This window comes from Enterococcus sp. DIV1298c (assembly GCF_017316315.1).
GTDB lineage: Bacteria > Bacillota > Bacilli > Lactobacillales > Enterococcaceae > Enterococcus_B > Enterococcus_B mangumiae.
This window is the reverse complement of sequence record NZ_JAFLWG010000008.1, coordinates 1-14,491: the sequence shown is the minus strand read 5'-3', so window position 1 is coordinate 14,491 and position 14,491 is coordinate 1. Positions and strand designations below refer to the sequence as shown.

General features: G+C 38.5%; 16 protein-coding genes. 12 read left to right on the top strand and 4 right to left on the bottom strand.

The genetic code is table 11. The features are described from left to right. The first annotated feature begins 69 nt into the window (after positions 1-69). Together JZO83_RS01875 and rhaM are read left to right on the top strand one after the other, a co-directional pair. Complete coding sequence (locus JZO83_RS01875; RefSeq protein WP_207114844.1) at positions 70-1,122, top strand: hypothetical protein; 1,053 nt, start codon at positions 70-72, stop codon at positions 1,120-1,122. Between the two features lie 402 nt (positions 1,123-1,524). Beyond that, a complete protein-coding gene (rhaM, locus tag JZO83_RS01870; RefSeq protein WP_207114843.1) occupies positions 1,525-1,848 on the top strand; it encodes an L-rhamnose mutarotase in 324 nt (107 codons plus the stop codon). A gap of 67 nt (positions 1,849-1,915) precedes the next feature. On the opposite strand, the gene JZO83_RS01865 is transcribed toward rhaM, so the two are convergent. Further along, positions 1,916-3,856, bottom strand: a complete 1,941-nt coding sequence (locus JZO83_RS01865; RefSeq protein WP_207114842.1) for an ABC-F family ATP-binding cassette domain-containing protein — start codon at positions 3,854-3,856, stop codon at positions 1,916-1,918. A 216-nt stretch (positions 3,857-4,072) separates the two neighbouring features. On the opposite strand from JZO83_RS01865, the gene JZO83_RS01860 reads away from it, so the two are divergent. After that, a complete protein-coding gene (locus JZO83_RS01860) occupies positions 4,073-4,729 on the top strand; it encodes a redox-sensing transcriptional repressor Rex (RefSeq protein WP_206853406.1) in 657 nt (218 codons plus the stop codon). A gap of 253 nt (positions 4,730-4,982) precedes the next feature. Further along, positions 4,983-7,226 carry an excinuclease ABC subunit UvrA gene (locus JZO83_RS01855; protein WP_207114841.1) on the top strand — a complete coding sequence of 748 codons (2,244 nt, stop codon included), beginning with the start codon at positions 4,983-4,985 and terminating at the stop codon, positions 7,224-7,226. 52 nt (positions 7,227-7,278) lie between these two features. On the opposite strand, the gene JZO83_RS01850 is transcribed toward JZO83_RS01855, so the two are convergent. Then, positions 7,279-7,626 carry a thioredoxin family protein gene (locus JZO83_RS01850; RefSeq protein WP_207114840.1) on the bottom strand — a complete coding sequence of 116 codons (348 nt, stop codon included), beginning with the start codon at positions 7,624-7,626 and terminating at the stop codon, positions 7,279-7,281. Between the two features lie 279 nt (positions 7,627-7,905). Here JZO83_RS01850 and JZO83_RS01845 point away from each other — a divergent pair, with 279 nt between their 5' ends. Together JZO83_RS01845 and JZO83_RS01840 are read left to right on the top strand one after the other, a co-directional pair. Continuing rightward, entirely contained in the window at positions 7,906-8,823 is a 918-nt protein-coding gene (locus JZO83_RS01845) for a permease (RefSeq protein WP_207114839.1), read from the top strand. 10 nt (positions 8,824-8,833) lie between these two features. Beyond that, positions 8,834-9,673 (top strand): TIGR03943 family protein, encoded by an 840-nt coding sequence (locus tag JZO83_RS01840; protein WP_207114838.1) that lies wholly within the window; start codon positions 8,834-8,836, stop codon positions 9,671-9,673. Positions 9,674-9,801: 128 nt separating this feature from the next. Here JZO83_RS01840 and JZO83_RS01835 read toward each other — a convergent pair whose 3' ends face one another. Both JZO83_RS01835 and JZO83_RS01830 read right to left on the bottom strand, forming a co-directional pair. Then, positions 9,802-10,275: a threonine/serine exporter family protein gene (locus JZO83_RS01835; protein WP_206853415.1), complete on the bottom strand. Its 474-nt coding sequence runs from the start codon at positions 10,273-10,275 to the stop codon at positions 9,802-9,804. Positions 10,276-10,290: 15 nt separating this feature from the next. Then, positions 10,291-11,043, bottom strand: a complete 753-nt coding sequence (locus JZO83_RS01830; RefSeq protein WP_207114837.1) for a threonine/serine exporter family protein — start codon at positions 11,041-11,043, stop codon at positions 10,291-10,293. 174 nt (positions 11,044-11,217) lie between these two features. Between JZO83_RS01830 and JZO83_RS01825 the strand changes: the two genes are divergently transcribed. From JZO83_RS01825 to JZO83_RS01800, 6 genes are all read left to right on the top strand, one after another. Then, positions 11,218-11,610 (top strand): helix-turn-helix domain-containing protein, encoded by a 393-nt coding sequence (locus JZO83_RS01825; protein ID WP_207114836.1) that lies wholly within the window; start codon positions 11,218-11,220, stop codon positions 11,608-11,610. A 3-nt stretch (positions 11,611-11,613) separates the two neighbouring features. Next, the gene (locus JZO83_RS01820; protein ID WP_207114835.1) at positions 11,614-11,973 is read left to right on the top strand and encodes a hypothetical protein; all 360 of its coding nucleotides are present in this window, start codon (positions 11,614-11,616) and stop codon (positions 11,971-11,973) included. A gap of 307 nt (positions 11,974-12,280) precedes the next feature. Continuing rightward, a complete protein-coding gene (locus JZO83_RS01815) occupies positions 12,281-13,000 on the top strand; it encodes a DNA/RNA non-specific endonuclease (protein WP_207114834.1) in 720 nt (239 codons plus the stop codon). Positions 13,001-13,259: 259 nt separating this feature from the next. Then, positions 13,260-13,526 (top strand): IreB family regulatory phosphoprotein, encoded by a 267-nt coding sequence (locus JZO83_RS01810; RefSeq protein ID WP_002290885.1) that lies wholly within the window; start codon positions 13,260-13,262, stop codon positions 13,524-13,526. Further along, entirely contained in the window at positions 13,523-13,954 is a 432-nt protein-coding gene (gene ruvX / locus JZO83_RS01805) for a Holliday junction resolvase RuvX (protein ID WP_206853431.1), read from the top strand. Before JZO83_RS01810 ends, ruvX begins: the two co-directional genes overlap by 4 nt. Before the next feature lie 22 nt (positions 13,955-13,976). Continuing rightward, entirely contained in the window at positions 13,977-14,282 is a 306-nt protein-coding gene (locus tag JZO83_RS01800) for a DUF1292 domain-containing protein (protein WP_010734809.1), read from the top strand. Positions 14,283-14,491 lie beyond the last annotated feature (209 nt).

The window sequence follows — 14,491 nt, the reverse complement described above, 5'->3', positions numbered from 1 at the left end:
AAGAAGGGCGACCGGAACGATTTTCAAACTGTATACTCATTTTATCAACTAGAAATGAGGAGGGATACTATGGGAATCAGCCAACGTATCAGAAATATTTTTACTCAGACGCAAGAATCAGCGGTGACGATTGAAAGTCAACAGCCTTCTTTAGATCAATTTTCGGGGAATATCAGAGATGAATTAGCAAGGTATCAAAAGCGCCAGATACCTGGAAGTGTTCCATCAAGTAAGGAAGCGGCAATTGAGCGTCTGCAGCATGCACAAGAAATTGCGATGTCCTGTCAAAATGAAGAACAACCTGTGTTGAGTGCTGAAATGACCGAGTATTTTAAAGATAATTTCTATTTAACGGATTATCTGCATTTATGGTTAAATATCGATTCAGAGAAACTTCATGGATACCAGCAACAGAAAATTAAAACAATGGAAGCAAATGTTGATGCTGGGGTTCATACACAATTGATTCTATTACTGGAAGAAAAGATCGCTACACGAAAAGAAGTCCTCCTTATTTGCTTGGATAAGCCGGAATTTAATCTGCAGATGAATGAGGAGACAAGAGAAGAAGTAATCAATCGAGCGAAAACAGCCTTTTTTATGCTAAATCCAATACTCCAAAATCATTTGCAGAAAGTTGCAGCACAAGTAATGGATCCAAAGGAAGATCTAGTTTATAACTCGCCAACAGAACGTGCATCCAAAATAAATGATTTAATCGATCAAGAACCTAGGACTAGGCGAATGGGGGTAATTGAACCAGCAGTGGTTCTGAATCGAAAGATGACGATCATAGAAAAGCCTAAAGATTTTAATGACCGAGAAAAATTAGTATCAAAAGGCAATCTAAACAAACACAACCAATTATCGTCAGTGATTGCTGCTGGTAAAGAGAGTGCGAACGATAATAATAAAAAAGCAATGAAAAACAGCAACCCGAAAATAACCGTTTATAAAAATAATCAGAAATCAATGAAGAGAAGACGATTCGTCTTTATTCGACGCCAACTAAGAAAGCTTAATTTCAAAAATCGACAGAAAGTCAATCTCTTGATGCAGCAAATAAAAGCGGATAAGAAAGCAAGCAAAAGAGTAGGCGATTATTTTGGTTATCATCGTTAAGATGGTTTGTAAACACGTAAAAGTTATCCTATAGGATGATTCATTTATCAGTAAATAACTGTAATAATCGCTGTTTTACTTTTTCTTAAAGAATTATCCTAATAAAAGACAAAATTTATAGAGGAATTCTTCAAACTTATCTTCTATTCTATATACATACCAACCAACAACCCTATACTTTTTCATTTTTACTCCTCAAGTAAAAATAAACTCCTAGACCGCGGCTACCCACCGCGGTCACTTTTTTTATTCTCTGAAAAAATCCTGTGAATCTGCCACCGTTATCCTTTGTTTTTGCTATTGTAAACGCTTGCTGTAAATTAGAAAATATAGAAGTAGCTAAGAACAACAGATGATGACTGTTCCACATCAAGAAAAACAAATGGTGAAAGGGGAATTTAAATGTTTAAAAAAGCAGTAAAAATGAAATTGTACCCAGGGTATGAAGCAGAGTACCTGAAACGGCACAATGATTTGTGGCCAGAGATGCGTGAGATGTTAGCTGAACATGGCGCGCATTCCTATTCAATCTTTCTTGATCCAGAAACAAATGCACTTTTTGGCTATTTAGAGATTGAAGATGAAGAAAAATGGCGTCAGGTACCAGAAACAGAAATCAATCAAAAGTGGTGGGTGTACATGGAAGATCTTATGGAAACAAATCCAGACCATTCGCCAGTATCGGTCGAATTGAAACATGTTTTTGACTTACATCATCAAGTCTAAAAAAACGCTGAAGATGGCAGTATGGCCAGCTTCAGCGTTTTTTTTATCGAAGATCGAGAGAACGATCTTACTGAATCGTTTCGATTTCTTCTAACTCCAGACTTAAGTTTTCCCACTCAGTCAACTTTTCTTCTTGTTGTTGATGGGCTTCATCAAGCGCTTGATTTAGTTCATTCAATTTGACATGGTCATCTAAAACAGCAGGGGAGACCATCTGTTGTTCAAGCTCTTCCACAGTTTCTTCAAGTTTAGCCATGTCTTCTTCGATTTGTGTGATTTTACGTTGCAAGCTCCGAATCAACTTTTGTTGCTCTTTGCTTTGGAAATACGTGGACTTGTTGGTCGAAGGCGTGCTCACTTCGGGCTGTTCAGCCGCTATTAGTTCAGCAATCTCTTCTTCTTCTTTTTTCTTTTCTAAATAATAATCGTAGTCACCTAAGTAGACTTTGCTCCCATTTTCTGAAAGTTCAATCACTTTTGTGGCGATACGATTGATAAAGTAACGGTCATGGGAAACAAAGAGTAATGTTCCTTCATAGTCGATCAACGCATTTTCTAATACTTCTTTATTGTCGATGTCTAAGTGGTTGGTCGGTTCATCCAAAATCAAAAAGTTTTCTTGGTTCATTGCTAGTTTAGCTAGTGCAACCCGGGCTTTTTCTCCACCACTTAATAGGGGGATCGTTTTTTCTACGTCTTCACCAGAAAATAAAAAGGCACCTAAAATTGAACGGATATCTTTTTCAGGGACTGTTGGATGCTCATCCCAAAGTTCTGCGAGGATCGTTTTGTTGGTATTCAGCTCTGCCTGACCTTGGTCATAATAACCGATGCTGACATTTGTACCCAGTGTTTCTTTTCCACGAATAAAAGGTAATTTTTGTATGATCGATTTCAGTAACGTGGATTTGCCGATTCCATTCGGACCAACCAAGGCGATCGCTTCTTGACGGCGAATATCCAAGTTGATTGGTTCCGATAAGACCGTTCCATCATAGCCAATCGCGGCATCTTCTACTTGTAAGACGACATTTCCAGAGGGTTTTGCCACATGGAATAGAAAATGTGCTTGTTTCTCATCTCCTTGTGGTCGATCCAGACGTTCCATTTTCTCTAATGCTTTGCGACGGCTTTGTGCGCGTTTTGTCGTTGAGGCACGTACAAGATTTCTGGCAACGAAGTCTTCTAGTTTATTGATTTCTGTCTGTTGTTTTTCATAAGCTTTCCAATCTGAAGCCAGCTGTTCAGCTTTCATATCCAAATATTTAGAATAATTACCCTTATAATGACGCATCTTTTTGCGACTCAACTCATAGACTTCAGTCGCAACTTTATCCAAGAAGTATCGGTCATGGGAAACAATTAGCAAGGCACCGGTATAACCTTGTAAATAGTTTTCCAACCAAGCTAGAGTTTCGATATCCAGGTGGTTGGTCGGCTCATCCAGAATCAAGATGTCTGGGTGTTGCAAAAGCATCCTAGCAAGAGCTAGTCTTGTTTTCTGACCACCTGATAACGTGTCGATTTTTTGATCATAAAAAGATGGGTCAAATTTGAATCCATGCAATACAGAACGGATCTCATTTTCGTAACTATAGCCATTCTTATCAGAAAAATCATGCTGCAATTTATCATATTCTTTCAAGAAAGATTGATAAGCTGGTGTATCAGGCTCACCTTCACTGATGAACACTTCAAGATCACGCATTCGTTGTTCCATCAAACGCACGTCTTCAAATGCTTTTAGCATCTCATTCCAGACGGTTTCAGTTGAATCTAACCCAGTATCTTGGGCTAAATAGCCAAGGGTAGCTGTTTTATTTTTTGCAATATTCCCTAAATCTGGCGCTTCGATACCAGCAATGATCTTCAATAATGTCGATTTACCGGCACCATTTCTTCCAACCAAGGCAATACGGGCGCCAGTTTGGATCTCTAAGTGGATATTTTCAAATAAAATCTCTGCGCCAAAATGGCGGGCGATTTGATTAGCTTGTAATAGTATCATCGAATCCTCTTTTCTACTTTGTGAATTCTCCTAGAATTTTCTCTTGTTTTTTCTATTGTAGTCTACCATAAATTCATAGTTACTGCGAGATTCTAAGTGGATGCCAAAATGAGAATAAGAATAAAAATTCACAATATACGAGCAACGAAATTGATTTTTTTGTGCAAGTACTGATATGATGTATAAATCGAGAAGAAATACTGTGGAGGTAATGAAGTGAAAGACCATATAATTCCAAAGGCAACGGCAAAACGCCTTCCTTTATATTATCGTTATTTAAGAATTTTGAATAACGCAGGCAAGAAAAAAGTTTCATCAACTGAACTAAGTGAAGCAGTCCAAGTAGATAGCGCAACGATCCGTCGGGACTTTTCCTATTTTGGAGAACTAGGTAAACGCGGCTATGGATATGATGTAGAGGACTTGATGCATTTCTTTGCAAAAACATTGAATGATGATCAATTGACGAATGTCGCATTGATCGGGGTGGGGAATCTAGGAAGTGCTTTATTGAAATACAAATTCCACCAAAGTAATAGTATCCGTGTCAGCTGTGCGTTTGATGTTAACCCTGAAATCGTCGGTCGCATCGTGGATGGCATCCCTGTATATCCGATGGATGATATGATCGAACAAATCAAGATCCAGCAAATCGAGGTCGCAATCTTAACGATTCCTGCCGAAAAGGCACAAGAGGTTGTGAACCGCTTGACAGAAGCTGGTGTTAAAGGAATATTGAACTTTACATCTGCTCGTCTAAATGCACCAACAGAAGTATTGATCCAAAATGTCGATTTAACAAACGAATTACAGACATTGATCTATTTCTTGCATTCCGACTCGTCTTTGCATGAAAATGAAGAACACGAATAAAAAGAAGCAAAGAATGTTCAAATTAAGTAAACAAACTATTTTTTTCTGGTCATAAGAAAAAATAGTTTGTTTTTTTATATATTTTTTTGAAGATAATAAAGAAAAGAAATGAAAGCGGGGATTGCTTATATTCCTGAGATAAACTTGATTGGCAAAAGAAGAGTATCTTGAAAATATACTATAGGAATCCCTTGTTTCTATGTTATAATAATAGTTCACTAAAAAATATCAAGCGCATACGGGAGGATCAGCAATGCAGGAATATATCAAGATACATAATGCAAGGCAGAATAATCTAAAAGGTTTTGATTTACAGATTCCAAAAAGAAAAATCACGATTTTTACAGGGGTCTCCGGTTCAGGTAAATCTTCAATCGTTTTTGATACGATTGCGCAAGAAGCTGGTAGACAGCTCAACGAAAATTTTTCTAAATTCGTACAGAATTTCCTACCTAAGTATAGTCAACCAGAAGCTGATGCTATCGATAATCTCTCCATGGCAGTCGTCGTAGACCAAAGCCGTCTAGGGGGGAATTCTCGTTCGACATTAGGAACGATCACAGATATCAATCCACTGATCCGCCTGCTTTTTTCTCGTATTGGTACACCCTACTTAGGCCCTGCTTGGAATTTTTCATTCAATGATCCTCACGGAATGTGTCCGGCATGCGAAGGAATCGGACGAATCGTGGGGTTAAATCTCGACAAAGCACTAGATCTAGAAAAGTCATTGAATGAAGGAGCAATCCTACTCCCGGGTTACAAAATTGGTTCTTGGTTATTGAAATCTTTCACGAACACAGGTTTTTTTGATAATGATAAACCTCTGAAGGACTACTCAAAAGAGGAAATGGCAAAATTCCTGTATGCTTCTGGAGAAAAAATCGATTCGTTATATATGGAAGGGATGAGTTCGACCTACGAAGGATTAGTGGCTCGTTTCAATCGTTCGAATATCAAAGGAGGAAATGAAAGCTCTGCGACAACTCAGAAAAAAATTGCCGCTTTTATGGACGAACAAACGTGTCCAGAATGTCAGGGGAAACGCTTCAACCAAAAAGTATTAGATTGTAAGATCAACGACTACTCCATCGCGGATTTCTTAGCGATGCAATTGGATGAACTTTTAGAAATATTATCCGAGATCACAGATGAAATGATCCAACCAGTATTGAAAAATCTACAATCACGTTTGCAAGACCTGATCAACATCGGTTTAGACTATGTTTCTTTAAATCGGGAGACAGCAACCTTGTCTGGAGGAGAAAGTCAAAGAGTGAAAATGGTCAAGCACTTATCTTCTAGTTTGAACGACGTCATCTATATCTTTGATGAGCCAAGCATTGGTCTGCATCCAAGAGATGTCCATCGGTTGAACGAGTTGTTGATCAAGTTGCGCGATAAAGGAAACACAGTGATCGTCGTAGAACATGACCCTGATGTGATCAAAGTGGCAGATCATATCATTGACGTAGGACCAAGAGCTGGAAAAAATGGCGGCCACATCACCTATGAAGGGAGTTACGAAGGGTTACTCGTTTCAGATACGTTGACTGGGAAAGCATTTGGTCAAATGGCAGATTTCAAATCTGAACCTAGAAAGACGAATGACTTTATCGAGACGACAAAATCTACCTTGCATAATCTGAAAAATACTTCTCTTAAAGTGCCTTTAGGTGTTTTTACAGTAGTGACAGGAGTGGCAGGATCAGGCAAGAGTAGTTTGGTGAATGGGGTGTTTGCGAAAGAATATCCAGAGGCGATCACGATCGATCAGTCAGCTGTTGCAGGGAATATTCGTTCCAATCCAGCAACTTATTCAGGGATCATGAATGATATCCGTAAGGTTTTCTCGGCAGAAAATAATGTGTCTGCCGGACTATTCTCTTATAATTCAGAAGGCGCCTGTGAAACATGTAAAGGACATGGCCATATCAAAATGGAATTATCTTTCATGGATTCTGTTGAGATCCTTTGCCAAGCTTGTGGCGGCAAACGGTTCAAAGAAGAAGTGTATCAATATAAATTAAAAGAGAAATCGATCGATGAAGTGCTGGCAATGAGTATTACTGAAGCTGTGGGATTCTTTGAAGAAAAATCGATCCAACGAAAACTAAAGCAAATTTTAGAAGTAGGATTAGGCTACATGACACTAGGACAACCATTGAATACGTTGTCTGGTGGAGAATGTCAACGTTTGAAACTTGCGAAGGAGTTAAGCAAAAAAGGGAATATCTATATCATGGATGAACCTACAACAGGTTTACACATGGCAGATATCAAGAGTATTTTAGATATCATCGAACGGTTGGTCAATAAAGGCAATACAGTCATCGTCATTGAGCATAATTTAGAGATCATGAAGGCGGCAGACTGGTTGATCGACGTAGGGATAGATGGAGGAATACGTGGAGGAGAGATCCTTTATGAAGGAATCCCTGAAAATATCAGTACTTGTAAACAATCGATCACCGCTCGTTATTTAATGGGTGTTTAACTAAAAAAGCTACAAGTCATTCGTGTATGAAAATGACTTGTAGCTTTTTATATTACTCGAATAAAGTATCGTAGCTGACTTGATCACCGGATAGACTTAGTTGATCTAAGCGTTTTGTCAGTTCTTCAAAACGAATAAACCGTGCTTGGCGCTCGACTTCTTTTCCACGATGAAAGAGCAAGATCACTGGTGCGGTCAATGCTTGAAATGTACCAGCAACTTCTGGGGTCTCAAAGGCATCTAAATGGTACGCTGAAAAAGAATAATGGGTCAATAGCTGTTCTAGCTTTGGCATTACTGCATGACAAACGCTGCAATCGGGTGTGGAAATCGCCACAACGACAGTCGGTTCTTCTTGGATCGTCTTTTGGACTTCAGATAAATCAATCGTTTTTTTCATTATGATAGCTCCTCAAAGTTGCTTCTGGTAGTTCATTAATTCGTTTGTGAAAAAGGATTCAACCATGAGCAAATCAAAAAAGGTGACAAGGATTCGCTGATTTTTGGGATGAATCGATTTCTTGACTGTGCTAAAAATAAATCCATAAGAGGAGAATGTCAATAAAAAAGCTTTTTTGATTTCTTAAACTTCTGAAAAAAATTTAAGGTTTCTTGTATTTTGCCGTAGAAAAGCGTATATTGATGGGCGAATGAAGTTCAAATGACAAGGAGAAATTATATGTTTTCATTTATTCCAAATTCGGTATTGCAGATGGGGACGATTTTTTTGTCGATCGTTATCGAAGCCTTGCCGTTTGTATTATTGGGATGTATCATCTCAGGCGCACTACAAGTATTTTTGACCCCCGAACGTGTGAAGCGGTGGCTACCTAAAAACCGCTTTTTATCCATTATCGTTGGTTCGATTCTAGGCTTTTTCTTTCCCTCTTGTGAATGTGGAATCATTCCCATCGTGCATCAGTTCGTTAAAAAAGGTGTTCCCGTGCACACCGCTTTTGCTTTTATGTTGACTGCACCGATCATTAATCCAGTCGTGATCTTTTCAACATTTATTGCATTCGGTAACACGTGGAAGATGGCGGGACTTCGTATGTTGGGCAGTTTCATAGTAGCGTTGATCGTAGGTATTTGGTTAGCCTATATCCAAAAAGGAACGATTTTAAAATTTCCGTTTGATCCAGAGGTAGTTGAACCTGCGCACCATACACATGAAGAAAACGAGTCAGTTGGCCCACGCAAATGGGGTCATCAAGTCTTACATGTCTTGACTCATTCGATTGATGAATTCTTCGATACAGGACGCTATTTGATCCTTGGTGGGTTGATTGCAGCGGCAATGCAAACCTACTTACCTACTCGAGTGATGCTGACTTTAGGATCAACAAAATTATTAGCTATTTTGATTATGCTGTTATTGGCGTTCACAATGTCACTTTGTTCCGAAGCAGATGCTTTTATTGGTTCTTCTTTACTAAGTCTTTTTGGTACAGCACCAGTTGTTGCATTTTTAGTTTTTGGACCAATGGTGGATATCAAAAACCTATTGATGATGAAACGTTACTTCAAGACTCGCTTCATCGTTTCATTGATCGGTCTGGTCACATTAAGTGTGATCGGCTTTACACTATTTATTTAGGAGGAGAAAGATGCTGCGATTTTTGATTTTATCTGGTTATTTTGAAATGATGATGTATCTTCAAGTATCAGGGCGCTTAGATCAATATATCAATGTCCATTATCGTTATTTGGCAGTATTGTCCATGATTTTATCGGCTTTATTAGCTTTAGTCCAGTTATATCTTTGGGTAAAAGAAGATGGAAAAAAAGTAGCGCATGAGTCACATGATTCGCATGATCACGGATTAAGCAAACCGTATCAACGATTGATTGCTTATCTTTTATTGGCACTGCCAATCGTCGTAGGCACATTATTTCCGACTGTCAGCCTAAACACGACGATCGTTGAAGCGAAAGGCTTCAACTTCCCATTAAGTAAAGAATCTGTCGGTGATCCACAAATACAAACGCAATATCTGAAGCCGGATACCAGTATCTATTTCAATAAATCTGATTATCAAGACCAGATGAATGAGTTGAAAGATAAGTATGAGGAAGAGCAAAAGATTGTGATCACTGATGAGAACTATTTGGAGATCATGGAATTGATCTATAATTATCCAAGTGAATTTATTGGTAAAAAAGTCTCTTATGAAGGCTTTATCTATCAGTCGAAAAATGACAATGTTACTGATACATTTCTCTTTCGATTTGGGATCATCCATTGTGTTGCCGATTCAGGCGTGTTTGGCTTGCTGACTCATCTGCCAGAGGGAATGACCGTGCAAAATGATGACTGGTACAAAGTTGAAGGAACGATCCAAACGGATTTTTACCAGCCATTCAAACGAGAGATTCCTTCAGTCGTTGTGACAAAAGCAGAGAAAATCACTGCGCCTGAAAATCAGTATGTGTATCGGGCATTTTAGCTGAACCTGTGAAACAGAGTTTTGATACGACTATCCAGATAAAAAAGCGATAAAAGACAAAATCTTTGTAAGATTAGTCTTTTATCGCTTTTAATTTTGTAAAAATAAAATGCCACAACAACTAAAAATCATTTTTTTTTGCGACGTTTCAATACGATCGCTTCACGTTTCAGTTTGAAACTGCGGATATTATGGTTGAAGACCTCAGAGATCACTAAACCTAAGGCAATCGCCCCTGCGATCATAATGGCTTGAACAGTGAAAAATGCCGCATCTTGATAAGCACCAGTAACTAAACTGCGAACTGCTTGATAGGCTAATCCTCCAGGAACTAGCGGTACCATGCCAGGAATATTGAAGATCGTGACCGGCATTTTCAATTGCTTAGAAAAAAGATCACTGGCAAAAGCAACACCTAATGAACCTAATAATGAGCCTAAAGCCGCTCCACCGCCCATATCCAGACACAACCAATAGATCATCCAACCGATTGCTCCAGCAAAACCACACCAGATCAAAGCTCTTCTGGGAACGTTGGTGATGATTGCAAAAGCCGCAGTCGCTAAAAAACTAAAAGAAAATTGAATGATTACATGCCACATGGATAAATTCCTTTCTTAGTAGAAAATTTGAAAGATAAAGGCGATCGCAAAGCCGATCATTGCAGCAGTCATCATGGCTTCGGCTCCACGAGAAACGCCTGAAACATAATGACCTGCTAACAAATCGCGAATCGCATTGGTGATCTGAACACCAGGAACCAATGGCATGACACACCCAATGATGATCAAATCCTGATTGAGACCGATCCCTAGACGCACACTCAAAATGGCGGCAATACCGATAATCAACGAGGATAGAAATTCAGCTAAAAACTTGATCCTAAAAAATCGTAAACTACAAAGATAAACAATGTAGCCAACGCCACCGATCAGCAAAGTGATCGGTAAATCCTGTAATTCCCCACCAAATAAAATCATGATCGTACCACTAATGATCGCAGCACTGATGATTTGCAGCCAGACTGGGAACATCCGCCGATCTTTCTCGACTTCTTGTAACTCTTGATAGAGTTCTTCCAAAGTCAATTCATTGGCGACATACTTTCGCGATAAGTTATTGACCTTGACGACTCTTTCTAAATTGATCGTCCGATTAGTGATTTGTTCCATACGGATCGTAGAAGTCCGATCAAAGCCGATAAATAGCCCTGTTTGGGTCACATAGCTGACTAGGCGATAATTTCCTGAAGCAGAAGCGATCCGGCTCATCGTATCTTCTACACGGTACATCTCTGCATTGCTTTCCGTCATGATTTTTCCGGCTAGCAAACAGGTATTAAGTAATAAATCCAAATCTCTTTCTGGCATGATAAATTCTCCAATGATTGTTTTCTTGAATTTATTTTACTACAAAAAAACGATAAAACGTATAAAAAGAGAAATTGCCTTTTAAATATGAGAAGTACCTTCAAATGTTTAAGATAAAGAAAGCTTTCTTCTATATTGTTGACCAATCGTTCAAGAATGTGGCATAATCAAGATATGGGAAGAACAAGAGAATTTAATGAAGAAACAGTTTTGACAGAAGCAGCCAAAGTATTTGCTAAAAATGGGTATGCAGGAACGTCAATCAGTCAGTTGGTAAAAGCCACTGGTTTGCTTCGAGGCAGCTTATATTCAGCTTATTATAGTAAAGCTGGTTTATTTAGAACTTGCTTCAACTATGTGGCAGAATGTGACGCTAGCAGTGAAGAAGGATTGATTGATTTGTTGATCGTTGCTTTATTAGAACGGTCAGCTGATGACAAGGAAGTGAACAAACTCGCAACGAATGTCATCGCCGAATTAGAAAAGAAGAACAAGATTCCGATTGAGACGATCATTGCCAAGCGAATCATGCTTCGAGGGAATCTTATCAAAAGAGAGGAGAAGTAGAAAATGGCTAAAGTTGAAATCAAAAATAATCAATTGATCATCAGCATGGAAGGAGCAAGAAAACTTTGGGCGATGAAAAGTGAGATCGCTACCCCTTTGACCAATGTGATGGGGGCCACAGCCGATCCGGATGTGTGGGAAGATACACCAAAATTTGGTGAAAAAAGAGTAGGTGTTGACGCATATGGTCACTACTTTGCAGGGACGTTTGTCCAAGACTCAAACAAAATATTCTATGATCTGAAGAGAAAAGAAGATGCAGTCGTGATCACATTAAAAGATGAAGAATTCAGCCGTCTAATCATAGGTGTAGAAGATCCACAAGCAACAGTGGCGATGATTGAACAGGCAATGAACAGATAGTCATAGGAAAAATAAAGTATTCATTTGGGTGCTCAACTCCGAGAAATAAGCGTGGATTCTTGAAATTGCTCTGCCAATTTTGAGGATGCACGCTTATTTCTGATTGTCATTTTTTTAAGAACAGCGTTTCTCCAATTTTCAGCGACTTAACGTACGAGCGATATCAAATGTCCTTTACACGTTTATTTCAGTAACTTGTTAAAAAGTGCGTATCTAACTTTTGAAGGAGTTAAAGTACTTCTCTATTTATAAAAAGGGGAACGTATGTTAAGATTTATGGAGTTCAACGGAATAAAGGAGTAGATATATGAACAAAAAAACAACGAAAGCAATCGTAGGAGTCGCTGTTGCCCTTTTAGCGGGCGCATTAGGGATCTCCACTACCCAGAAAGACTCTGATCTCATTCAACAGATTACAGGTTTATTTGATTCAAAACCTCAAGTGTTACAAGTAGCGAATGTTCCAGAATATGATGGAACACATCAAGAAATCGAAATCAATCACAATAAACCAACCTTTACAGAAGAAGAACTGAGTTTAGAAAAAGGAACGTGGGAAAGCTATTCCGATATCGACCGCTTGAATCGCGTGGGCCAAGCAAATGCCATGTTAGGAAAAAAGATGTTTCCTAAAGAAAAGCGTGAGTCTCTTTATATCGATCCCACAGGTTGGAAGCAAAAAAAATTAAGTGATGGACAGTGGTTGTACAATCGAAGCCATTTGATAGGTTTTCAGCTGACTGGACAAAATAATAACATCAAAAATCTGATGACGGGGACACGTTCGTTAAATACCCCTTATATGCTTGCACATGAGAACGATATTGCCGCATACATCAAAGAAACAAATCATCATGTTCGCTATCGAGTAACCCCACATTTTGAAGATGATGAACTAGTGGCACGAGGTGTTCAGTTAGAGGCACAAAGTATTGAAGATAACCAAATCTCTTTCAATGTTTTTATTTATAATGTCCAAGATGGCTATACGATCAACTATCAAACGGGTCAAGCCAAGAAAACATAATCAATGCGTGTCCGTTATTTGAATATTTTGTGAATTTTTTGAAAAAACAGAGAAAAGGCTTATTTTTAAGTCAATATCACGTATACTGTAAGAAAGTCTACTCACAAATGTTGGAATCGATACAATCAAAATAAGAAATCATTATTATTTTTATATTTCTGACTAAGTTAGAATATTTATTTGTAGTTTTGCCACATTTCGAGTAAAATAAAGGGTGTAGAGGGTAATTTGACTACCCTGCGGAAAGAGGTGTAGAATCATGGGTTTTACAGATGAAACCGTACGTTTTGGTTTTGATGATAGTCGTAAAAAAGAAGTCAGCGAAACATTAGCGATCGTTTATCGGGCTTTGGAAGAAAAAGGCTACAATCCAATCAACCAGATTGTGGGCTACTTGCTTTCTGGAGACCCGGCCTACATTCCTCGTTATCGTGATGCAAGGAATTTGATCCGTCGTCATGAACGCGATGAAATCATGGAAGTGATCGTTAAAGACTATCTCTCAAATCATGGAGTGAATCTATGAGAGTGATGGGCTTGGATGTCGGCTCAAAAACAGTAGGCGTCGCTGTTAGTGATCCTTTTGGCTGGACTGCACAAGGCGTAGAGATCATTCGTATCGACGAAGAAAAAGAAGAATTTGGCTTCGATCGATTGGCAGAATTAGTCAAACAGTACGAAGTCGATCGTTTTGTTGTCGGTTTGCCGAAAAACATGAATAACTCAATCGGTCCTAGAGCAGAAAGCTCAATGGCTTATGGAGAAAAAATCAAAGAAATGTTTTCTCTACCAGTCGAGTATCAAGATGAACGACTAACGACAGTACAAGCAGAACGCATGTTGGTCGAACAAGCGAATACATCAAGAGCAAAAAGAAAAAAAGTCATCGATAAGCTTGCTGCGGTGATGATTTTACAAAATTATTTAGATGGTTCGGGGAAACAACTATTTTAAAAAATGGAAAAGAGGGGTTCTAATGGCAGAACACAATCATACACATGATCATGAAGGACATGAACATATCACATTAGTCGATGATCAAGGAAATGAAACATTATACGAAATCTTGTTGACAGTTGATGGACAAGAAGAATTTGGCCGTAACTATGTATTACTTTATCCAGCTGGTGTACCAGAAGATGAAGACGTAGAATTACAAGCTTATGCCTATGTGGAAAACGAAGATGGCACAGAAGGCGAACTAGAACAAATCGAAACAGACGCTGAATGGGACATGATTGAAGAAGTCTTCAATACATTCATGGCTGAAGAAGAAGAATAGTTCCTAAATGATAGCTGAACCCTTGATGGTAGGGGTTCAGCTTTTTCTTTTACTTTAGTAATTGTAAATTTTTATTCTCTTCGAAAGAGTATTTCATAAATTTTTTAGTGTTTTTTTGAATTAATACAAAAAAGTAGACACTTTCTCAGAAAGATTTACCTTTCCTTAAAAATATAATTGTTGTAGAAGTCGATGTAACTTTATAGGAA